At 72.2% G+C, this 21,737-nt stretch carries 18 protein-coding genes and 1 pseudogene; 14 read left to right on the top strand and 5 right to left on the bottom strand.

Going from position 1 to position 21,737, the window contains the following annotated elements:
- Nucleotides 1-270: 270 nt before the first annotated feature.
- The 3 genes and pseudogenes from ACFU3E_RS11700 to ACFU3E_RS11690 all read left to right on the top strand — a co-directional run bounded on the left by ACFU3E_RS11700 (nucleotide 271) and on the right by ACFU3E_RS11690 (nucleotide 2,332).
- Nucleotides 271-486, top strand: coding sequence for a hypothetical protein (locus tag ACFU3E_RS11700; protein WP_384155130.1), 216 nt, complete (start codon nucleotides 271-273; stop codon nucleotides 484-486).
- A gap of 346 nt (nucleotides 487-832) precedes the next feature.
- A pseudogene (locus tag ACFU3E_RS11695) lies at nucleotides 833-1,087 on the top strand (polysaccharide deacetylase family protein); the annotation flags it as partial.
- A gap of 144 nt (nucleotides 1,088-1,231) precedes the next feature.
- The gene (locus ACFU3E_RS11690) at nucleotides 1,232-2,332 is read left to right on the top strand and encodes an AI-2E family transporter (protein ID WP_384155128.1); all 1,101 of its coding nucleotides are present in this window, start codon (nucleotides 1,232-1,234) and stop codon (nucleotides 2,330-2,332) included.
- Nucleotides 2,333-2,517: 185 nt separating this feature from the next.
- Here ACFU3E_RS11690 and ACFU3E_RS11685 read toward each other — a convergent pair whose 3' ends face one another.
- On the bottom strand, nucleotides 2,518-3,180 hold the full coding sequence (locus tag ACFU3E_RS11685) for a DUF5701 family protein (RefSeq protein ID WP_384155126.1): 663 nt from the start codon (nucleotides 3,178-3,180) through the stop codon (nucleotides 2,518-2,520).
- A 359-nt stretch (nucleotides 3,181-3,539) separates the two neighbouring features.
- Here ACFU3E_RS11685 and ACFU3E_RS11680 point away from each other — a divergent pair, with 359 nt between their 5' ends.
- Nucleotides 3,540-4,490 carry a phosphotransferase family protein gene (locus ACFU3E_RS11680; RefSeq protein ID WP_384155124.1) on the top strand — a complete coding sequence of 317 codons (951 nt, stop codon included), beginning with the start codon at nucleotides 3,540-3,542 and terminating at the stop codon, nucleotides 4,488-4,490.
- 25 nt (nucleotides 4,491-4,515) lie between these two features.
- On the opposite strand, the gene ACFU3E_RS11675 is transcribed toward ACFU3E_RS11680, so the two are convergent.
- Nucleotides 4,516-4,968 (bottom strand): Lrp/AsnC family transcriptional regulator, encoded by a 453-nt coding sequence (locus ACFU3E_RS11675; protein WP_384155122.1) that lies wholly within the window; start codon nucleotides 4,966-4,968, stop codon nucleotides 4,516-4,518.
- Nucleotides 4,969-5,079: 111 nt separating this feature from the next.
- Here ACFU3E_RS11675 and ACFU3E_RS11670 point away from each other — a divergent pair, with 111 nt between their 5' ends.
- The 3 genes from ACFU3E_RS11670 to ACFU3E_RS11660 all read left to right on the top strand — a co-directional run bounded on the left by ACFU3E_RS11670 (nucleotide 5,080) and on the right by ACFU3E_RS11660 (nucleotide 8,450).
- Nucleotides 5,080-5,706: a LysE family translocator gene (locus ACFU3E_RS11670; protein ID WP_384155120.1), complete on the top strand. Its 627-nt coding sequence runs from the start codon at nucleotides 5,080-5,082 to the stop codon at nucleotides 5,704-5,706.
- Nucleotides 5,707-5,740: 34 nt separating this feature from the next.
- Nucleotides 5,741-5,932, top strand: a complete 192-nt coding sequence (locus ACFU3E_RS11665) for a hypothetical protein (RefSeq protein ID WP_384155118.1) — start codon at nucleotides 5,741-5,743, stop codon at nucleotides 5,930-5,932.
- 115 nt (nucleotides 5,933-6,047) lie between these two features.
- A complete protein-coding gene (locus ACFU3E_RS11660) occupies nucleotides 6,048-8,450 on the top strand; it encodes a SpoIIE family protein phosphatase (protein WP_384155116.1) in 2,403 nt (800 codons plus the stop codon).
- A gap of 286 nt (nucleotides 8,451-8,736) precedes the next feature.
- On the opposite strand, the gene ACFU3E_RS11655 is transcribed toward ACFU3E_RS11660, so the two are convergent.
- The gene (locus ACFU3E_RS11655; protein WP_384155114.1) at nucleotides 8,737-8,946 is read right to left on the bottom strand and encodes a hypothetical protein; all 210 of its coding nucleotides are present in this window, start codon (nucleotides 8,944-8,946) and stop codon (nucleotides 8,737-8,739) included.
- A gap of 408 nt (nucleotides 8,947-9,354) precedes the next feature.
- On the opposite strand from ACFU3E_RS11655, the gene ACFU3E_RS11650 reads away from it, so the two are divergent.
- Both ACFU3E_RS11650 and ACFU3E_RS11645 read left to right on the top strand, forming a co-directional pair.
- A complete protein-coding gene (locus ACFU3E_RS11650; RefSeq protein WP_384155112.1) occupies nucleotides 9,355-10,668 on the top strand; it encodes an acetyl-CoA carboxylase biotin carboxylase subunit family protein in 1,314 nt (437 codons plus the stop codon).
- A gap of 16 nt (nucleotides 10,669-10,684) precedes the next feature.
- Nucleotides 10,685-12,724: a CocE/NonD family hydrolase gene (locus ACFU3E_RS11645; RefSeq protein ID WP_384155110.1), complete on the top strand. Its 2,040-nt coding sequence runs from the start codon at nucleotides 10,685-10,687 to the stop codon at nucleotides 12,722-12,724.
- Between the two features lie 4 nt (nucleotides 12,725-12,728).
- Here the strand turns inward: ACFU3E_RS11645 and ACFU3E_RS11640 are convergent, their stop codons facing one another.
- Complete coding sequence (locus ACFU3E_RS11640) at nucleotides 12,729-13,652, bottom strand: phosphotransferase family protein (RefSeq protein ID WP_384155108.1); 924 nt, start codon at nucleotides 13,650-13,652, stop codon at nucleotides 12,729-12,731.
- A gap of 532 nt (nucleotides 13,653-14,184) precedes the next feature.
- Between ACFU3E_RS11640 and ACFU3E_RS11635 the strand changes: the two genes are divergently transcribed.
- Both ACFU3E_RS11635 and ACFU3E_RS11630 read left to right on the top strand, forming a co-directional pair.
- Complete coding sequence (locus tag ACFU3E_RS11635) at nucleotides 14,185-14,589, top strand: DUF779 domain-containing protein (protein WP_384155106.1); 405 nt, start codon at nucleotides 14,185-14,187, stop codon at nucleotides 14,587-14,589.
- Nucleotides 14,590-14,598: 9 nt separating this feature from the next.
- Nucleotides 14,599-15,069, top strand: a complete 471-nt coding sequence (locus tag ACFU3E_RS11630) for an SRPBCC domain-containing protein (protein ID WP_384155104.1) — start codon at nucleotides 14,599-14,601, stop codon at nucleotides 15,067-15,069.
- A 10-nt stretch (nucleotides 15,070-15,079) separates the two neighbouring features.
- Here ACFU3E_RS11630 and ACFU3E_RS11625 read toward each other — a convergent pair whose 3' ends face one another.
- On the bottom strand, nucleotides 15,080-15,706 hold the full coding sequence (locus ACFU3E_RS11625) for a chorismate mutase (RefSeq protein WP_384155102.1): 627 nt from the start codon (nucleotides 15,704-15,706) through the stop codon (nucleotides 15,080-15,082).
- 378 nt (nucleotides 15,707-16,084) lie between these two features.
- Here ACFU3E_RS11625 and ACFU3E_RS11620 point away from each other — a divergent pair, with 378 nt between their 5' ends.
- From ACFU3E_RS11620 to ACFU3E_RS11610, 3 genes are all read left to right on the top strand, one after another.
- Nucleotides 16,085-18,946 carry a glycosyl hydrolase 115 family protein gene (locus tag ACFU3E_RS11620; protein ID WP_384155100.1) on the top strand — a complete coding sequence of 954 codons (2,862 nt, stop codon included), beginning with the start codon at nucleotides 16,085-16,087 and terminating at the stop codon, nucleotides 18,944-18,946.
- 401 nt (nucleotides 18,947-19,347) lie between these two features.
- On the top strand, nucleotides 19,348-20,730 hold the full coding sequence (locus ACFU3E_RS11615; RefSeq protein ID WP_384155098.1) for a cytochrome P450: 1,383 nt from the start codon (nucleotides 19,348-19,350) through the stop codon (nucleotides 20,728-20,730).
- Nucleotides 20,714-21,718, top strand: a complete 1,005-nt coding sequence (locus tag ACFU3E_RS11610) for a (-)-alpha-amorphene synthase (protein ID WP_384155096.1) — start codon at nucleotides 20,714-20,716, stop codon at nucleotides 21,716-21,718. Before ACFU3E_RS11615 ends, ACFU3E_RS11610 begins: the two co-directional genes overlap by 17 nt.
- Nucleotides 21,719-21,737: the final 19 nt, after the last annotated feature.

Below are 21,737 nucleotides of genomic sequence, written 5' to 3'. Positions count from 1 at the left end.
CGACAAGGTGAGCGTAGTGCAGGTGATCGCCGAGGCGAAGAAGACGCCGGCCGCAGCGCGGGACGTCATCCGGACCGGCACCGTCATCGGCGGCGCCGACGGCGACTTCGGCGAGGACGGGCATGCGGTGGCCCGCGAGACGTGCTGCGCCCGCGACCTGCCGGCGAAGGGGCCAACGCGGTGTTCCCCGGCTGTGTCGGGCGGCCGGCGCGCAGGGCTTCGGCCATGCTGGGGCAGGTGGCACCCCCTCCATACGACAAGGAGCCCCGTATGCCCACGGATCCGCTCGGACGATTCCTGGCAGCGCTGGACCCGGAGCACCGCGAAGCGGTCGGCGCCAGGCCGCGCCAGGAGCAGGAAGGCCTCGCGGCGGCCTGGGAACGGGAGCTGGAAGCGGACGACGAGCTCGACACCCTCGACGAACTGTCACCCCCGGCGGCAGAGGCCGAGGCGGCCCGCCGCGTCCTGGAGCGTGAGACCGACTAGAGCGGCTCAGCGGCCCCACCACCGCCCCTTCGACGGCGCCGGAGCGACGCCGCTTCTCCGCGCAGGCCCAACGTCGTTGTCGGGTAGCCGACTTGGCACACGGGGGAACCGGTCCGGCCGGTGCCCACGCTGTTGCGGGGAGCACACCGAGACGGCACCAGAGCCAGTCGCCCGCGCCGACTCCGCGGAGCTCGCGGGCCTGACGGCCGCCGGTCAGGACGGGGCCCGCGAGCTCACGGCTGGAGACCGCCGGGCGGCAGGATTGTCCGTGGTCGGTGACAGACGGATCCCCCAACCCCCTTCCGCCCTCTTGCCCTGCGCACGGGCTCCACGGCGACTGCGAGGCATGGACCACAAGTCCAAGGCCTACCAGTCGCAGCAGATCCTGGACGCCGAGCGCGTGATCACCAAGGCGTCGCGGGGCGTCCACCCGCTGTACTACCGGACGCCCGGAGGGGCCTTCACTCCCTACAGCCGCCATCTCGCCGCGTCCCGCGGTTTGCGCCCGCTCGGATGGAACATCGACTCCACGCACTTCGAGCGCCGCGGAACGAACGCCATGGTCGCCACCGTCAAGAACGAGATCTCCGGTATTCCTTCGGCTTCCCGGTGCGCTAGGTGTATGGATCACGAGCGTTGTTGAAACACCCGGTCCGAGGGCTCCACCGACCGGCCGGTACCGGCCTTCGGGGGAATTCGGGGCTCGCCCCGCGGTTGGGCGGCCTGCGGGTGGTACGGGCATGAGATGTCGACGCCCCCTGATCCACCCGCCTCGGCGCTGCCGCGTCTGAACGACGCCGAGTCGCGCGTACCGGGCGTGCTGCGGACCGCGGCCGCGTACGCGTGGCGGCTCATCGCGGTCGGCATCGTCGTCCGATTCACCTTCTCCGTGCTCGGGCAGTTCCACCGGATCGCCGTCGCCGTCTTCCTCGGTCTCGTCATCACCGCGGTGCTCCGGCCCGTGGCCGGTCTGCTGGCCCGGTTCATGCCCCGGCCGCTCGCGGTCGCCGCCGCGCTCATCGGCGGCATCGTCCTCGTCCTCGGGGCGCTGGCCCTGGTGGGTGAGTCCGTGGCGGACCAGCGAACCGGGCTGGAGAAGGAGTTCGTGACGGGTATCGACCGGATCGAGCGGCGGCTGGAGGACCCGCCCTTCCGGCTGCCGGCGGACGCGTTCGATGATCTCCAGTCACGGATCGGCAAGCTCCTGTCGGACCACCGCTCGACCCTTATCAGTACGGCTCTCAGCGGTGCGAGCCGACTGGTCGAGGTGCTGACCGTGCTCGCGCTGGCCCTGTTCTGCTCGGTCTTCTTCACGCACTCCGGCGAGAAGCAGTGGCAGTGGTTGTGCGGCCAGCTCCCCGACCGGGCCCGGCAGCGGTTCGCGGTCGGGGCCGGGGCCGCCTGGCGGACCTTCACCGGTTACACGCACGGCATCCTGCTGGTGGCGGGGACCAACGCGGTCCTCGTGGGCGTCGCGCTGTTCGCTCTCGGGGTGCCGCTCGCCGTGCCGTTGGCTCTGCTGGAGTTCCTGGCCGCGTTCATCCCCCTGATCGGCTCGCCCATCGCCCTGGCGGTCGCTGCGGTCGTCGCCCTGGCGTCGAAGGGGCCGCTCATCGCCCTCGTGGTCGTGGCCCTGATCGTGGTCATCGGCCAGATCGAGGGCCACCTCCTGCACCCCATCGTGATGAGCTGGGCCGTTCGGCTGCACCCGGTGGTGGTCGCCCTGGCGGTGGTCGGTGGCGCGGTCGCGGCGGGGGTGATCGGTGCGGTGGTGGCCGTACCGCTGGTGGCCGTGGTGTGGTCCGTGTACCAGGCGCTGCGGGACCTCAGGGGCGAGCCGGCCTGAATGCCCCGCCGGACGTCATCGAGCGGCACCGAACCCCGGTGTGTGGGGCGGCTTCGGCGCCCATCAGCCGAACGGCACGCAGCGCCATGACTGCCCGCCGGCCCGACCCGACGTCCCGGTGGGTTCCCGCTCGCGGGCAGCGAAAAGCGCGGCACCGGCCTCAGGGGGCCTTACAAGGACCCCGTTCAGGCCCTGCGGCCCGTCGCGGAGGCGAAGCCCAGCCAGGTGTGCCGGTTGTTCCACCAGCACCAGCCGACCTTGGGGGCGTTGCGGCGCTCGCGGCCGTCCCGGCCGGTGCCGTTGCTGATCCAGATGGCCGGGGTGCGGGCGTCCAGGGTTCCGTTGGGCTTGCGCAGCCGGGAGCCGATGGTCATGAAGCAGAGGTTGCGCTCCAGGGCCTCGGGCTGCTGGAGCACCCAGTGGACGCCCTCGGTGAGCACCAGCGGGGTGCGGTCCTCCTTGGTGAGGGCGGGCAGTGCCTCGTCAGGGGACCAGTTGGCCATGTGGTCGCCCCTGTCGATGCCGGTGACGACGTAGAGCGGGGCGTCGGGCAGTTCGACGGCGTAGGGGGCGAACTCGTCGACGTCGGACATGTCGACGACGACGAAGCCCGGCTTGCCGTCGCGGCGGAGCGACGGAGCGAGGGCGGAGGCGGGGGCTCGGTCCTGGTGCACGGCCAGCAGGGCACCGCCGCCCTCGGCACCGGCCCTCGCGGCGAACGTGCGGATCTCGTCGGCGGACAGCCCGGCGATCTCGTGCACCCCCAGGTCGATCAGCCGCTCGGCCTGCGCGCTCAGGGCCGGGAGTGCGGGGAGGACGGTGGACGGGTCGGGCGTGGTGTCGGGCACGGTGCTCCCTGGGCCGGCGATCGGGCGGGGGTGAACTCATGGGCAACGAGCCGCTCCGCCGGGACGTTCCCGCTCTGCCGCATCCGTCGTCCCAGCCGTGGATGAGGTCGACCGGCTGCCGGGAGACGTGGTCCTCGTGGTACAGGTCGATGGCGGTGGAGTATTCCTGGCCCACGGTGATGTACGGCATGTGCCGCTTCCTCGCTTCCGAGCGACTGGTGCAAGGGGCCCGGCCACGCCAGGACGGGCGCGGACCGGCCGGTTGCCCTGCGGTGCACCGGTTGTCGACCCGGGCGCCCAAAGCGGATGGCGGTCCTTGACCCGGTGCGGCTCCACGCCCGGCGTGTCACCATCGCAGCATGGAAGGGTTCATGACACCCGAGCAGATGTCTGCCCGCACCTCCCGCGCCCTCGCCGCAGCCGTCGTCGCGGGGCGTGATCTCGGCCTCGACGTGACCGACGCGAGGGTCATGTACGACGTGTTCTCCGTCGTGGTGCACCTGGCCCCGTCACCCGTGGTGGTCAGGGTGCCGGCCGTCCTGCCGCCGTACGCCGACGCCGACTCCCAAGCCGCCCGGCAGCGGCAGGAGTTGGACGTGGTGGGGTGGCTCGCGGATCAGGGGCACCCGGTGATCCCGCCGAGTCCGCTCGTGCCGCGGGAGCCCGTGCGGCGGGACGGGTTCTCGATGACGTTCTGGCAGTTCGTCGAGCTGGACCAGAGCACCGAGCCCGACTTCGTGCAGCACGCCGGTCTGGTCGCCGACCTGCACGCCGCGCTGCGCTCCTACCCGGGTGAGCTGCCGTTCCTCTCGGCGGCCGAACCGCGGTTCGTCACCGAGGGGCTCGCCGCGCTCGAAGCGCGCCCCGATCTCCTGGAGCCGGCCGATCTCGACCGGGCGCGGCGCGAGTGGGAGGTGCTGGAGCCGGTCGTCGGCTCACGCGCGGGATTCGAGGCGGTGTTCCCCGGCATCGAGTTCCAGCCGGTCCACGGGGATGCCCCGGCGGCCAACATCGTCTCCGGGCCGGACGGCGCGCTGTACTCCGACTTCGAACTGACCACGCTCGGGCCAGTCGAGTGGGATCTGGCGACCCTCGGCCCCGAGTGCGAGGCCGCGTACGACGCGGCAGCCGACCGTCTGGGGCTGCGACAGCTGGACAAGGACGTGCTGCGGGTCGTCGACGCGGTGGGCATGTCCCGCGCGGTGGCCTGCCTCGCGCTCGCGCCGCAGTTGCCCCTGCTGGTGGACGCGCTGAAACCGGCCGTCGAGCAGTGGCGGTCGATGCCGTTCGCCGGAGGGCTGGGCTGCTGAGGCGCGCCGCACGCGTGGGGGCCGCTCACTCGGGCAGGGGGCGGTCGTCCACGACGTGCTTCATCACGAGGGTGGAGTTGAGGCGCTGGACCCCGGGGAGCCGGGCGAGCTGCTGGTCGTAGAGCTGCTGGAAGGCCGCCAGGTCGGTGGTGGCGACCCGCAGGAGGTAGTCGGGGTCGCCGAACAGGCGCTGCGCCTGGAGCACGTGCGGGACGCTGGCCACCGCCTCCTCGAACGCGGAGACCGTGTCGGCGTCCTCCCAGCGCAGGGTGGCGAAGACCAGGGCCTCGAAGTTCAGGCCCACGGCGGCCGGGTCCACCACCGCGCGATACCCGCGGATCGCACCCTCGCGTTCGAGATCGCGCAGCCTGCGGTGGCAGGGCGAGACGCTCAGTTTCACGCGCGCGGCCAGTTCCGTGACCGTGAGGCGGCCGTCCAACTGCAGCTCGGTAAGAATTTTCCGGTCCAGGGCATCCATGGAGAAGATTCTGCCCCAGATTCCGCGATCAAGGAGTAAAGAAGGGAACACCTTCGGCCGGACCCGGCCTAGCCTTCCTCTCGCACCCCAGCATGTGAGAGGGAACGATCGATGGACACGACCACGCTGGCGGCCTTCCTGGCGGTGGACCTGCTGCTGGTATTCACCCCCGGCGCGGACTGGGCCTACGCGATCACTGCGGGTCTGCGGGACCGGTCGGTCGTGCCGGCGGTCGCCGGACTGATCGCCGGATACGCGGGGTACACGCTGCTCGCCGTGGCGGGACTGGTGGTGATCGTGGCGAGCTCGGGGACGCTGCTCACCGCGCTGACCGTGGCCGGGGCCGGATACCTCGTGTGGCTCGGCTGGGGGGTGCTCCGGCAGCCGGCCGCCTTGGCGGTCTCCCAGGAGGAAGCGGGCACCGAGGGCTCCTCCCGCCTGCGGGTCATGCTCAGGGGAATCGGGATCAGCGGGCTGAACCCCAAGGCCCTGCTGCTCTACTTCTCCCTGTTCCCCCAGTTCATCGACCCGGCGGGGGCCTGGCCGGTCGCCGGCCAGACCGGCCTGCTCGGCTCGCTGCACATGACGGCCTGCGCCGTCGTCTACCTCACCGTAGGAGTCCTGGCCCGCACGGTCCTCAGGACCAGGCCCTCCGCGGCCCGGGTGGTGACCCGTGCCTCCGGTGCGATGATGATCGTCATCGGCGGGTTCCTGCTGGTGGAGCGCCTGGCCGGCTGACGGACCCGGGCGGCCCCCTGCCGAATCAACGCACGTGGAAGAGCGGACCCCGCAGGGCCGGGAGAGCCCCGGGCCCCAGGCGCGCGTCCGGGACGGTTCCGCCGTCCAGGGACGGGCCACCTCGGCGCCAGGATCACCCTGCCGCGCCGGGGAGGACACACGGGTGGAGCGGCTCGCCGAGGGGCACGGCGAGGGGTTCGAGCAGGCGATCCGCGCGGCCGTATGAGCGTTCCTGCTGGTCACCGCAGGAGCCCTCGGCAGACGAGCCTCAGCGAGCCGGTAGCGGGACAATCGGGTGCAGGAACTCGTGAACAGGCAGGGGCGGCACATCCGGAGGCACCGTGGAGGGACGCGTACCGGAGGACCTGGCGGTCGTCGTCGACACCGACGGGGCGATCATGGCGTGGAGCGACGGAGCCCGCCGTCTGCTCGGCTACGAACCCGCCGAGCTTCTGGGCATGCCCGTCACCGGCCTGCTCGCGGCCGATCTCCCCGAGTCCACGCGGCGGCACGTGGCCGACGGCCGGCGCTGGGCCGGTGAGGTGGCGCTGCGGCACCGGGAGGGCAACCGCGTCGTGGTCCGGCTGCAGGGGACGCCGCTGGCGGACGCGGCGGGCGGGCGGCGCTGGCTCGTGACCGGCACCGTGCCGGCGTACCCGGCGGCGCGGACCGGCCGGGGGGCCCTGCCGCTGTGGGACCTCACACTCGCCCAGCTGCCCGTGCCGGTGGCGGTCTACGACCGGGACGCCCGGCTGGTGGCGGCCAACGAGATCATGGCCGAGGTCATGGGCAGGCCCGAGGAGGAGATGAAGGGCCTGACCTTGTGGGAGATCGAACCGAACCCGCCCTTCGACACCTACGACCGCCTCCAGCGGGAGGTCCTGCGCACCGGCGAGATGATCTTCCACGAGGAGCACAGCAAGGCCCCGGGCCACACCGGGCCGCACGCCTGGTCCATGTTCCTGTCACCGCTGAAGGACGAGGCCGGCGCGGTCCAGGGCATGTCGGCGACCGTGTTCGACACGACGGAGCAGTACTGGGCCCGCCGCCGGCTGGCGGTGCTCAACGAGGCCAGTCTGCGGATCGGCAGCACCCTGGACGTGACCCGGACGGCCGAGGAGATGGCCGAGGTCGCCGTGACCGGGGGGTTCGCGGACTTCGTCACCGTGGATCTGCTGGAGTCCGTCGCCCTGGGGCACGAGCCGGGTCCGCTGCCGCCGGACACGCCGGTCACCGTGCGGCGCACCGCCCAGCGGTCGGTACTGGAGGGCTGCCCGGAGTCGGTGGTCGCCACGGGCGAGACGACCCGCTACCCGGTGGGGACACTGCCGCTGCGAACCCTGGGCAGCGGCCGGGGCGCCCGGCACCGGCCCGGGGACCCGGAGCTGCGGGAGTGGCTCAACGCCTCCCCCGGCCGTGCCGAGTCCATGTCCACGTACATGATCCACTCGGTGATGATGGTGCCGCTGCGTGCCCGGGGTGTGACGCTGGGTCTGGTGCACTTCCTGCGGCACCGGACGGCGGAGTGGTTCAGCGAGGACGACCTGCTGCTCGCGGAGGAGATCGTCGGCCGGGCGGCGGTGAGCGTGGACAACGCCCGCCGCTTCACCCGTGAACGCCGTACGGCGCTGGCGCTCCAGCGCAGTCTGCTTCCCGAGCGGCCTCCGGAGATGGCGGCGATGGACGTCGCCTACCGCTATCTGCCCACCGGGGCCGGGGCGGACATCGGGGGCGACTGGTTCGACGTGATCCCGCTGTCCGGCGCCCGGGTCGCCCTGGTCGTGGGCGACGTGGTGGGCCACGGCATCCAGGCGTCGGCCACGATGGGCCGGCTGCGGACGGCCGTACGGACGCTCGCGGACGTCGATCTCGCGCCCGACGAGCTGCTCACCCAGCTGGACGACCTCGTCATCCGGCTGGACCGGGAGGAGGGCCCGGAGGTGCGCGGCGCGCAGGAGGCGTCGGGGCAGGTCGGTGCCACCTGCCTGTACGCGGTGTACGACCCGGTGTCCCGGCGCTGCACCATGGCGCGCGCCGGGCATCCGGCGCCCGCGCTGGTCACGCCCGAGGGCGGCGTACGGTTCCTGGATCTGCCGGCCGGGCCGCCGCTGGGTCTGGGCGGCCTGCCGTTCGAGGCCGCCGAGGTGCAACTGGAGGAGAACAGCCTGCTCGCCCTCTACACCGACGGCCTGATCGAGGCGCCCGGCCACGACGTCGAGGCCGGGCTCGGCCTGCTGCACCGAGCGCTGAGCAGCCCCGCGGGGACGCTCGACGAGACCTGCGACCGGGTGCTGCGCACGGTGCTGAGCGGCCGGCCCGAGGACGACATCGTGCTGATGCTGGCGCGGACGGCCGTGCTCGACGCGGGGAAGGTCCGCACCTGGCAGCTGCCGCCGGAAGCCGCGGCCGTGGCCCGGGCCCGCAAGATGGCGGGTGAGCAGCTGGCCGAATGGGGTCTGACGGAGGCGGAGTTCGCCACCGAACTGATCGTCAGCGAGCTGGTCACCAACGCGCTGCGGTACGGCGGCGCCCCCATCGAACTGCGGCTGATCCGCGACTCGACCCTCATCTGCGAGGTGTCCGACGGCAGCAACACCGCGCCGCACCTGCGCCGGGCCCGGGTCTTCGACGAGGGCGGACGAGGCCTGCTGCTCGTCGCCCAGCTCGCCGAGCGGTGGGGCAGCCGCCAGACGGCCACGGGCAAGACCATCTGGGCGGAGCAGCCCCTGCCCGCCGCGCTGTGAGCCGGGGCTACCGCGTGTCGACGATGCCGCCGGTCACCGCGGTGACCTCGCCGACGGTGCAGCCGGAGTCGGCGCCGGAGGCGAGGTGGACGTGCGTCGGCGCCATCTCCTCGGGCCGGGCCGCGCGTTCCAGAGGCTGCCGATGTGGCGAGCCCGTCCGGCGGCAGGTGCGGGACCCGCTTCGCTGAGGGGTGTCCGGGGCGGGCCCGCGCGACCATGCCGGCACGCCCGCCCCGCGCGGTCACCTGCCCGGGTTCCCGTTGTCCGTTGAGACGGGCGGCATTGCTCACCAGGCTGTTCCCGCGCGCCGGGTTCCGCCGACGTCCGTTCGACGGGCTCGCGGCAGCACGCCGGGGGCGGAGAGGTCGCCGGGCGGGAGCAGGCACCGCCTGCCCTGTTCCGCCACCTCGCCGCGCCCGCGCTCGGCATCCACCCGCTCCTCGGGCGGCTGGACGAGGGATACGTCGGCGCCCTCCCGTGTGGACAGCAGCGCCACGGCCCGTGCGATGCCGGAGTCCGCCGCCGGTGATCGGCGCGGTCATGCCGCCGGCTTCCCGGCGGCCCGTCGACGGCTCGTCCGGTGCAGTGCGCAGGCCGGCCTCGAGACCCGGACCGCTGCTGCTGGTCGGAGTCGCTGGACGGGCCCGGCTCGGACACGGCCTGGGGCGCGGACTTCTCCTGCTGGGTCTGAACGACTTCCCGTGGGCCGGTGCCGCACACGGCGCGGCCCGATTCACCGGCCGTGCCGTCCTCGCCCGCCCCCGCGTTCCCATGACGGCGGCAGGCATGTCCCCTCCCGTCCGAATCGGGCACGGTGCCCGGACCGGAATGCCGGCAGGCACGAGGGGTACTCCGACGATCTTGCAAGGCGGCCTTCGGGCCGTACGCCGTCGGAAGGAGAGCCGTGTCTGACGAGACGGTGAAGAACGTCTTCGTGATCGGGCTCGACGAGGCCAATCTGCCCACGCTTCAGCAGGTCCCGGGAGCCGACCAGCTGCGCTTTCACCAGCTGCTGACGATCGAGGAGCTTCAGGTCGGCGAAGCACACCTGCCCACGCTGCTCGACAAGGCCCAGGGTGTGCTCGACGCGTTCGACGGCAGCGTCGACGCGATCGTCGGCTACTGGGACTTCCCGGTCAGCACCCTCGTCCCGATGCTGAGCGAACGTTACGGCACCCGCAGCACCAGCCTTGAGTCGGTGGTCAAGTGCGAGCACAAGTACTGGAGCCGGCTGGAGCAGCAGAAGGTCACCGACCGGCACCCGCGCTTCGGCCAGGTCGACCTGTCGGCCGAGCCGCCACGCCCGCCGGACGACGTGGCCTTCCCGATGTGGCTCAAACCCGCGCTCTCGTACTCGTCCGAACTCGCCTTCGGAGTCGGTGACGAAGAGGAGTTCCGCAAGGCCGTCGCCGAGATCCGGGACGGCATATCCCGTATCGGCCGGCCCTTCGAGCACATCCTCGAACGCATCGACCTGCCACCGGAGATGAACGGCGTGGGCGGCCGGGTCTGTCTCGCGGAGGAGGCGATGTCCGGCGTCCAGGTGGCCGTGGAGGGCTATGTCCACCAGGGCGAGGTGACCGTCTACGGAGTCCTGGACTCCATCCAGTACCCGGATTCCGCCTGCTTCCTGCGCCACCAGTACCCCTCGATGCTGCCGCCGCCGGTCATCGCCCGGCTCCACGACGTCAGCGAGCGCGTGATGCGGCAGATCGGGATGGACTCGGCCACCTTCAGCATCGAGTACTTCTACGATCCGCGGACCCAGGAGATCGATCTGCTGGAGATCAACCCCCGGCACTCCCAGTCGCACGCGGAGCTGTTCCAGTACGTCGACGGCGTGCCCAACCACCACTGCATGATCAGCCTCGCCCTCGGCGAGGACCCGCACATGCCGCACCGCGAGGGCTCCTACGCGATGGCCGCGAAGTGGTACCACCGCTGGTTCACCGACGGAGTGGTCCGCCGGGTGCCGAGCCCCGAGGAGATCGCCCGCATCGAACGGGAGACCCCGGGCGTCCGCATCGAGGTGATCCCCGGGCAGGGCGACCGGCTCTCGGACCTCCCCGGGCAGGACAGCTACAGCTACGAGCTCGCGCACATCTACACCGGCGGTGCGGACGAGGCGGAGCTGCGGGAGAAGTTCGACCACTGCGTGGCCGCCCTGGGCCTGGCCTTCGAGGACGCCCCGGCCGAGGACGACGCCGCGCGAGAGTGAGGAGCACGTGGGTTCCATGCGTTACGTGACCAACCTGCCGTACGAGACGAAGGAGGAAGAGCACGTCACGATCCCGATGTCCGACGGGGTCCGGCTCTCCGCGCACATCTGGCGCCCCACCTCCTCGGACCAGGAGCCGGTGCCGGCGGTGCTGGAGTACATCCCGTACCGCAAGCGCGATCTGACGGCCGTACGGGACTCGATCCACCACCCCTACCTCGCCGGGCACGGCTACGCCTGCGTCCGCGTCGACCTGCGCGGCACCGGCGACTCGGAGGGCGTGCTGCGCGACGAGTACCTGGAACGGGAGCAGGCGGACGCCGAGGAGATCCTCGCCTGGCTCGCGGAGCAGCCCTGGTGCGACGGCGGCACGGGCATGATGGGCATCTCCTGGGGCGCGTTCGCGGCGCTGCAGGTGGCGGCCCGCCGACCGCCGAGCCTGAAGGCCATCGCCATCGCCTCGTTCACCGACGACCGGCATGCCGACGACATGCACTACATGGGCGGTGCCCTGCTGTCGGACAACCTGGCCGAGGCGGGCACGATGTTCGCCTACGGCACCTGCCCGCCCGACCCGGCCGTGGTCGGCGACCGCTGGCGCGGGATGTGGCACGAACGGCTGGAGAACACCGAACCCTGGGTGCTGGAGTGGCTGCGCCACCAGCGCCGTGACGACTACTGGCGGCACGCCTCGGTGTGCGAGGACTACGCGAGCGTGCGCTGCCCGGTCCTGGCCTCCAGCGGATGGGCGGACGGCTACTCCAACGCCGTGACCCGGCTGCTCGGGAACCTGGACGTGCCCCGCAAGGGCCTGATCGGCCCCTGGTCGCACAAGTTCCCCCACCTCGGGGAGCCCGGCCCCGCGATCGGCTACCTCCAGGAGCTGGTGCGGTGGTGGGACCACTGGCTCAAGGGCGTCGACAACGGCGTCATGGACGGCCCCGTGCTGATGGCGTGGATGCAGGACAGCGTGCCGCCCTCCACGTCCTACGAGGAGCGGCCGGGCCGCTGGGTCGGCGAGCCGGACTGGCCGTCCCCGCACATCCGGCCCGTGACGCACCCGCTCACCCGGCACACGATCGGGCCTGCGCGGGACGGGACGGCAACGGCATCCGGGAGCGGTGCGGCGATGACCGTGCGCTCGCCGCTGTCCGTGGGCCAGTTCGCCGGCAAGTGGGCCTCCTACAACGCGCCCCCGGACCTGCCCTACGACCAGCGGGAGGAGGACGGCGGTTCGCTCGTCTTCGACAGCGCGCCGCTGACCGAGCCGTTGGAGATCCTCGGCTCGCCGAGCGTGGAGCTCGACCTGTCGGTCAGCGAGCCGGTCGCCATGGTGGCCGCGCGACTGTCCGACGTGAGCCCCGACGGCGCGGCCACCCGCGTCTCCTACGGCATCCTGAACCTGACCCGCCGTGACAGCACGGAATCCCCCGAGCCGCTGGAGCCGGGCCGGCGCTACCGGGCCACCCTTCCGCTGAACGGTGTGGCGCAGGCGTTCCCGCCGGGCCACCGCATCCGGCTGTCCCTGTCGACGTCCTACTGGCCGCTGGCCTGGCCGGCGCCGAAGCCGGCCCTGCTGAGCGTCCACGAAAACTCCAGCACGCTCACCCTGCCGGTGCGGCCGGTGGACGAGCCCGACGAGGTGCCGTCGTCCCCCTTCGGCGAACCCGAGGGCACTCCCCCGCTCGAAATGACCCAGGTGACCCCCCCGGAGGAGCGCTGGGAGGTCAAGCGGGACCTGATCGACTACCACTCCGAGCTGGACATCGTGAAGGACCGGGGCACGGTCCGCTTCGAGGACATCGGCCTGGAGGCCGGGCGTCGCGCCCACGAGCGCTACACGGCGGTCGCCGACGACTTCACCTCGGTCGGCGGCGAGACGACGTGGACCATGCGGTTCCAGCGGGACGACTGGGACGTGCGGGTGGTCACCCACACCCGGCTCACGTGCGACGAGACGGACTTCTTCGTCGACGCGACCCTCGACGCCTACGAGGCCGACCGGCGGGTCTTCTCCCGCACCTGGAACGAGAAGGTCCCCCGCGACCTGCTGTAGTCCGTCACCTCAGCAGCGCGGCGCACCAGCGGAAGTGGCCGTCGTGCGGGCCCATGCCGAAGAGGTCGTACGTGATGAGGGCGTAGGCCTTCTGGTAGAGGGCCAGGACCTCTTCGGCATGGCCCAGTTCCCGGGCGAAGAGACGGCTCAGCTCGGCTGTGTGGTGGGCGGCGTGGGGTCCGTACATGTCCCAGACGGCTGCCGTGACCGCGGCCTCGAAGGCGGGGTCGCCCGCGGTGGTGCAGAACCCGAAGTCGAGGACGGCGACCGGGCGCCCGGTCTGGTCCACGTGGATGTTGGGCGGCACCAGGTCGCCGTGGATGACGCTGTCGGCCCGGTCGGGCAGCGCCCGCAGCGAGGCGGCCGTGCCGGACACGACGTCCGCAAGCCCGGGCACCTGCGCGGCGAGGGCCTCCCGGTTCCGGCCGGCGGCCCGCTCCACGAGGGCGGCGAGCGCGTCGGAGAAGCGGGCGTGGCCCTGCCACAGCGGCCGGTCGTCCCCCTGGATCACCAGGCGCCGCATGGCCTCGCTGCCCGGGACGGAGGCCAGCCCGCGCAGGACGGTGAGCAGGGCGTCGGTCTCCCGGCGGGGCAGGTCACGGGCGGGCGGCTCGGCGTCTCCGTCGGTGCGCAACGGGCTTCCGCCCAGCTCGCGTTCATAGCTGACGAGCACCCCGTCGCACTCCTCGGCGTCGAGGATCCGCGGAGTGCCGAAGGGCAGGGGATACCCGGCGATGTCGGCGTAGAGCCGTCGGGTGAGACCGAAGTTCCCGGGAGCCCGCCCGGCCCACACCTTCGCGACGGTCCCCTCCCCGAGCAGGTAGACGGTCCCCTCCATGCCGGAGGCGAGCCGCCGTGCACGGGGGTATCCGCGCCGGGCGAAGTACCGGACCCAGCGGTCGGACTCGTGCGTGTCGGTTTCGATCATGCCGGGCATTCAACCAGCGCCCCCGGCCAGGTACCCGGTCCGGGCGGCACGGCCGGGAGGCGGGCGTCGGCCTCGATAACGGTGTGGCGGAGGGAGTCGTCGACGGGCCGGTGAAGAGCCCGGCCGGCCGCCCCCAACACACACCGCCACCGCCGCATCCCCACCCTGCGGCCGGCGGCCCCCGGCCGAAGACGTGAAGCCCCACCGCACCCGGGCACGGCGAAACCGCGGTCGTGGACGGGGAGTTGCCCGAGCGGCGGTTCGTGGCCACGTACCGTACGGGCAGCCGGATGACCGTGCGCCCTGGCGGTGGACCTGCCGCCCAGGGTCGTGCCCGCCTGGCGGCAGGCCATCACCGAGGAGCGGCCTGGCACGAGGCGGTGGGGCCACGGCGGCCTGATCCGAGCGCCGCACGAGGCGGGAGCGGACAGGTACCGCGCCCGCCCTGTGGCCCCCGCCCGTACGGGGGCGGATACTGGACAACTCGCGATACGGACCGGTCCCAACCCCACCGTCCCGCCAGGAGGAACGCATGACCGTGCGCACAGGACGTGTCGAACTGACCCCCGCCGCCGAGGAACTGCTGCGGCGACTGACCGGGGCGCACGGGCCGGTGATGTTCCACCAGTCCGGCGGCTGCTGCGACGGCAGCGCCCCGATGTGCTACCCGCGCGGCGAGTTCCGGGTCGGCGCCTCGGACGTCCTCCTGGGGCACGTGGCCGGTGACACCCCGTTCTGGATGAGCGCGGACCAGTTCACGTACTGGTCGCACACCCACCTCACCGTGGACGTGGTTCCCGGCCGCGGCGGCGGCTTCTCGCTGGAGGCCCCGGAGGGCGTCCGCTTCCTGCTCCGCTCGCGCCTCCTGACCGACGAGGAGCTGCGCCGCCTCGACGCGGAACCGCCGTTGCCGAACGGGGCGGACCACACCGCCTAGGGTGGGCGCATGTACACGTCCCGGGTCTCCGGCCATGTCGACGCCCCCCGTGCCGCCGTCTACCGGGCGCTGGTGAGCGGGGAGGCGATCGCGCGCTGGCGGGTGCCGGCCGGGATGCGCGGCGATGTGCACGAGTTCGACCCCCGCGAGGGCGGCAGGTTCCGTGTCTCGCTCACCTACGAGGCGCCGGACGCCTCCGGGAAGTCGGCCGCCCGCACCGACACCTACCACGGCCGCTTCGCGCGGCTGGTGCCGGACGAGCAGGTGGTCGAGGTGCTCGAGTTCGAGGCCGCCGACCCCGCGCTGGGCGGCGCCATGACGCTGACGACCACGCTCACGGACGCGGAGGGCGGCGGAACCGACGTCCTCATGGTCCACGAGGGCATCCCGGACGCCGTGCCCGCCGCCGACAACGAGACGGGCACGCGCATGGCCCTGGCGAACCTGGCCCGGCTCGTCGAGACCGGCGGTTCTCTCTAGAACGGCGGGTCTACCAGGAGCCGGCACACACCGACGGCAGCGCCCGCCCGAGCCCTTCCAGGTGCAGGACGTCGAGCCGGTGGGTGTACGCGGACCAGCCGGCTGCCGCGGCCAGGCGCGGACCGCACGGCGGCACGCCCCGGGCCCGCTCCGTTTCCCGCAGCGCGGCCAGCAGCCCGGTGGTGATGCGGTCCAGGGCCGGGCGGACCTCCTTGGCCAGGTCGGGACGCTCGGTGGGGCGCTCGTCGGGGTTCGCGTCCCAGCGGGCGAACAGACCGCGCTGCACCAGCTTGTTCGCCTCGATCTGGTCCCGGAACACGGCGGCCACGCCGTCCGGGTCGAGACCGAGGCCGGCTGCCCGGGCCCTGACGTCCTCCAGGATCTGCGCCTCACGCGCCGGGTCGTCGATCGGCGTGGCCGTGCCGTACTTGGCGGCGGCGACCTTGTCGGCGAGCAGCAGCCGCTGGGCCAGCAGGTCGGTCACCGAGGTGAGGCCGTGGGCGGCAGCCGCCTGGCGGGCGGGAGCGGACCGCTGGGTGTCGGCGGTGGCCGGGCCGGCCTGGCCGAGTGCCAGGGTGGCCGCGGTCGCGACGGCACTGAGGACGGTGAGAGCGGAACGGAGACGTCGAGGGCGCACCGGGTTGACCTTCCGTGGGGGGGGCGGACGAGGCAAGCGCCAACCTACCGATGACCCTCAGGACGCACGGCAGCGCCCACCCCGGCCCGCCCCCTGCCGTTGGCCCATGTCCCGCCGCGAACCGCGCTGTTGACGGGAGTGATCACGGCGGATGCGGTGCGACAGCGGACCCACCGCCCACGTCTGGACGCCCTCCTGCGGCCTCGCCTAGGGTGCAGCGGCAAGCGCTTTCCATAATGCTCATGCCAATCCCCTGTGCGCGCAGCCCCGCCGACGGCCCGTACGAGGAACCGCCGCGGAGCCGTCGCGGAAAGGCAGTGCCCAGTGCCGCAGATACCGTCGCTCCCGTCCGTGACCCGCAAGTCCTTCTTACGGGGCATGGCAGCCGCAGGCGCCGCTCCCCTGCTTCCCGTCACCACCGCCGAGGCCGCTGCCCCGGCCGGCCGCTCCGGCTTCCCGCTGCTCCGGGACGGCACCGCCGTGGACGTGTTCGTGGACGCGGCGGACGACCCCGCCGTCCTCCGCGCCGCCGGTGACCTCCAGGCGGACGTGGAGCGCGTCGGCGGCGTACGGCCGAGGCTCCTGCACACGGTGCCGCGGCGGGCCGAACTCCTCGTCCTGGTGGGGACGATCGGCGCGAGCCCGGTGATCGACCGGCTCGTCTCGCAGAGACGCCTGGACGTCTCCCGGGTGAAGGGCCGCTGGGAGGCATCCGTCACCCAGGTCGTGGACCGCCCGCTGCCCGGCGTCGGACGCGCCCTGGTCATCGCCGGAAGCGACCGCCGCGGCACGGTCTACGGCGTCTACGACACCTCGGAACGCATCGGCGTCTCGCCCTGGTACTGGTGGGCCGACGTCCCCGTCGCCCGCCGTGACACGGTGACGGTCCCGGCGGGCCCGTTCATCCGCGGGGAACCCGCCGTCCGCTACCGGGGCATCTTCATCAACGACGAGCAGAACCTCACCACCTGGTCCCACCGCACCCAGGAGCCGGACAAGCACATCGGCCCGAAGACCTACGAGCGGGTCTTCGAGCTGCTGCTCCGCCTCAAGGCCAACTACCTCTGGCCCGCGATGCACCCTTACTCCGACTTCTTCAACAAGTACCGCGAGAACCCCGAACTGGCCGACCGCTACGGCATCGTGATCGGCTCCAGCCACCCCGAGGCCATGCTGCGCAACGGCGTCCACGAATGGGAGCCGTGGGCCGAGGAGCACCGGGCCGAAGACGGCACCCCGCCCCTCTACGACTACACGGTGAACCCCTCCGTCATCTCCGCGTACTGGCGGGCCCGAGCCCGGCAGAACGCCGCGTTCGAGAGCAGCTGGACGATCGGCATGCGCGGGCTGCACGACTCCGCGCTGGAGACGAAGTACGCCACCACCGTCCCGGAGAAGGTCGCGGTGATGAACGACATCATCGCCGACCAGCGCCGCATCCTGGCCGAGGAGGTCGGCCCGGCGGCCGAGCCGCAGATCTTCATCCCGTACAAGGAGGTCCTGGAGCTGTACAACGCGGGCGTCCAGGTCCCCGAGGACGTCACGCTGATCTGGCCGGACGACAACCACGGCAACATGCGCCAGCTTCCGAACGAGTCCGAGCGCCGCCGCCCCGGCGGGAACGGCATCTACTACCACCTCTCCTACTGGGGACGCCCCCGGAGCTATCTGTGGCTGGACACCACCCAGTTGAGCAAGGTGTGGCAGGAGCTGCGCCGGGTCCACGAGCACCAGGTGGACCGCATGTGGATCTTCAACGTCGGTGACATCAAGTCGATCGAGACGGGGCTGTCCTTCTGCCTGGACATGGCCTGGGACGTGGACCGCTGGGGCCCCGGCGACGTCGAGGACTTCCTCGTGGAGTGGGCCGGGCGGCAGTTCGGCCGGCGGTACGGCTCGGAGATCGCCGCCGTCCGCACCGAGTACTACCGCCTGGCGGCGGAGCGGCGCCCGGAGTTCATCGACCGTGCGGTCTTCTCGACGGTGCACCACGGCGACGAGGCGGGCTTGCGCATGACGGCCTACGAGCAGTTGCTGGAGCGTGCGCGGCGGCTGGGCTCGAAGCTGCCCGAGGCCTACCGGGACGCCTACTACGAGCTGGTCGAATACCCCGTCCACGGCGCGTACTTGATGAACCTGAAGTACTACTGGGCGGACCGCAACGCGCTCGCCGTCCGGCAGGGCCGGGGGGCGGGCACCAACCGCTTCGCGGACCTGGCCGAGGCGGCGCACGCCGAGGAGCAGGCGATCACCCGGCGCTACACCACCGAGATCGCGGGCGGGAAGTGGGACGGCATCGTCAACCCCTACCCCTCCCAGATCCCGAAGGCGCCGGGCCGCCCGGCCGTGACCAGGCTTCCCCGGCAGGAGACGTCCGGCCTGGGCCTGGCCTCCGAGGGCAATGAGACGGGAGCCGACCGTCCTTTGTCCTTCTCCTCCTACACCCGGGGCCGCCGCTTCGTGGACGTCTTCAACACCGGCTTCCTGCCGCTGGAGTGGCGGGCCGAGCCGAGCGCCCCATGGATCCGGCTGAGTGCGACGGACGGCGAACTCAGCGACCAGATCCGGGTGTGGGCCGAGATCGACTGGCCGCGGGTGCCGGAAGGCACACACCGTCCGACGCTGACCTTCGCCGGTGCCGGCCGGAGCATCCAGGTGCCGCTGCTGGTGGTCAACGACGGCGAGCGGGCCCGCCGGCGCGCCCGCGGCTTCGTGGAGGCCCACGGCTATGTGTCGATCGACGCCGCGCACTTCGACCGCGCGGTGCCGCGCGGCAGGGCGCGGTGGCGGATCGTCCGCGGGCTGGGCCGCCGTGCGGCCGCTGTCGAGGCGGTTCCTACGACGGCGCAGCCGATCACCGAGGATCTCACCACCCGGTCGCCGGAGCTGCGGTACCGGGTCCGGTTCAGCACGGCCGGCACGTTCCCGGTGACGGTCTTCCGGCTGCCCTCCCTCGACGAACGCGGCAAGCGGCGCCTCGCGGTCGGCCTCGACGACCAGCCCCCGACGGTCCTGTCGGGCCAGGCGATCGCCACCGGCAACCGGGGCGACGCCTGGGCCCGCAATGTGGAGGAGGGCATCGAGAAGCTGACGGCCCGGGTGACCGTGTCCGCGCCCGGTGAGCATGTGCTGAGGGTGTTCATGGTGGATCCGGGGATGACGGTGGACCAGATCGTGATCGACACGGGTGGGCCGGTGGGCGGGTATCTGGCGCCGCCCGAGAGCTACCGCCGCACCTGACCGGGGGGACCGGACGGGCCCCTCCGTCGGCCATGGGGCCGCCCGGTCCTTCACAGCGGCGTTCTTCTCCGGATCCGTGTATACGGAAAGGATGTCGAGGCTCTTCGAGGAGCCGACGTGACGGAAGATGAACACCTGTCACAGAACGTGCATCGGAAGTGATTCACCCAGCGCTTCCCCGTGCACCCGTGCGCCCCCCTGGAGAAAGGGTTCGTCAAGTCGGCGACCGCCGTGGACTGGGCAGGACATGGGTCAAGCACCACGTCGGTGAAACGTCACCGTTTTCCCAGGTCGACTGAAGCAGGTGGTATTCGATGAACGGCTGCGTTCCTGAATCGGAACAGGCATGGACGGTTGGTACTGCTCCAGGCATATTCCCATCCATCGGCCACGGTATCGCCTTGTTCCGTCGACCGCTGGATTTTCTGAATTCTCTTCCCGCGCGGGGCGATCTGGTCGAGATACGCCTCGGCCCCCAGCGGGCCTGGATGGTGTGTCACCCGGAACTGGTCCACCGGATGCTGCGGGACACCCACACGTTCGACAAGGGCGGACCGCAGTACGAGAGGCTGCGGGCGCTGATGGGCAACGGCGTCGTCACCTGCCCGCATGCGGAGCACCGGCGCCAGCGCCGACTGCTGCAACCCACCTTCCGCCCCGCCGCCGTCGCCGCGCGGACGGACCTGATGGCCGAGGAGGCCGAGTCGCTCTGCCGTGACTGGCGCAGTGGGCAGCAGGTCGATGTCAGTGCCGCCACGCTGAGTCTGACGACCCGGCTGATCAGCAGGCTGCTGCTGTCCGACTCGCTCGGGCCCGCCGCGGCCGACGAGGTGCGGCACTGCCTCACCGCCATCGTCCGCGGCCTGTTCGTGCGCACGGTCGTTCCGGTCGACGTCCTGTTCCGCCTTCCCACGCCCGCGAACCGACGTTACCGGCGTGCGGTGGAGCGGGTGCGCGAGCTCATCGACGCGGCCATCGCCGAGCGCCGCCGGGGCACTCCCCGCGACGATCTGCTGGAGCTCCTGCTGGCCGAGGCCGAGGACGGCGCGATACCGGCCGGCGACCGGGAGGTGCACGACCAGTTGGTGTCCCTCCTGCTCACCGGTTCCGAGAGCCCTTCGATGTGCCTGGCCTCCGCTTTCAGCCTCCTGGCCCAGCACCCGGAGGTGGAGCGGCGGTTGCACGCCGAGGTCGACACCGTCCTCGCCGGCCGGTTACCGGGCGTCGACGACCTGCCGCGCCTGGTCTACACCCGGTCCGTGCTCACCGAGACGCTGCGCCATTCCCCGCCCGGCTGGCTGTTCACGCGCGTCACGACCCGGGAGACGGAGCTGGCCGGACGCCGGCTGCCGCGGGGGACCACGGTCCTCTACAGCCCGTATCTCCTGCACCACGACCCCACGTCGTTCCCCGAACCCGACCGGTTCCTGCCGGAGCGCCGGCTGGAGGGCGATGCCGCCGCCGGTCCGCACGGGGCGCTGATCCCGTTCGCCGCGGGCAACCGCAAGTGCATCGGCGACCTGTTCTCCATGGCCGAGATGACGGTGGCCCTGGCCACCGTCGCCGCCCGCTGGCGGCTGAGGCATCCGGCCGGGCGCATCGCACCACCGCGCCCCGGGGCGACGCTGGGACCGAGGTCCCTGACGATGATCTGCACGGCACGGGCGGACGCACCGGGCGGCACAGCGCCGCACGCCGTGACCCTCGCGCCCGGAGCCACGACGGCCGCGCCCGGCGTGGAGAAGGCCCGGAGGGGCGGTGACAACGGTGTCCACCACGCATGAGGAAAGGGCGGCCGTCGCGCAGGACGTGGTTCCTGCCTCCACCCTGGTGGAACTGATCGACGCTCACCTGTACATGCCCTTCCCGTTCCGGCGCAATCCTCACGAGCCGGCGGCCGCGGCGGGTGTCGACCACTGGCTGCGCGCGACGGGGCTGAGCGACGAACCCGGGGTCTCGGCCATGATCTCCCACACCCGTCCGGCCGAGCTGGCGTCCTACAACAGCCCTGACGCGGATCCCGGCATTCTGCAGCTCGTCGCCCACCAGATCGCCTACCAGTTCGTCTTCGACGACCGGGCCGAGGAGCTCGGCCGGCACCGGCCCGGCCAGTTGCTGCCCATGCTGTGCGAGAGCATCGCGATCCTGCGGGACGGCGCACCGCCCGGCACCCCGCTGGGAGCGGCCCTGTCCGACCTCTACCGGCAGATCCGCGAGCGGTGCACACCGGCACAGGCCGCGCGCTGGGCGTGGAAGAGCCGTGAGTACGTGCACGGCCTGCTGTACGAGGCGGTGGCCCAGAGCCACCCCTCCCCCATAGGGTCCGGGCTGTGCACCTCGATACGGTCCCTCACCGCGGGCGTCGAGCCCTTCTACCCGCTGTGCGAGGCCGCGCAGCCCTGCGAGCTGACCTCCGCGGAACTCCATCACCCGCTCATGCGGCACCTGAGCCGGCTGTCGGCCGACGCGGCGGTGTGGATCCCCGACCTCTTCTCCGCGGTCAAGGAGCAACGGTCCGGCGAAATGATCAACCTGGCCCTCGCCTACCAGCGGGCCCACCGCTGTCCCCTGCCGGTGGCCGTCACCCTGGCCATCCAGCAGATCAACCGCACGATCCGCGAGTTCGAGAGGCTCTACGACGAGATCAAACCGGAGCTGAGCCCTTCGGGCGCCGGCTATGTGGAAGGCATGGCCGGCTGGATCCGCGGCTGCTACTACTGGTCCCGAACGGTGCCGCGCTACGCGGACGCGGCGGCCCCGACCCTGCCGTGAGGGGGCGCTGCGTCAGACC

Source organism: Streptomyces sp. NPDC057424, from assembly GCF_042803315.1.
Classification (GTDB): domain Bacteria; phylum Actinomycetota; class Actinomycetes; order Streptomycetales; family Streptomycetaceae; genus Streptomyces.
This window is presented reverse-complemented; position numbering and strand designations above follow the sequence as displayed.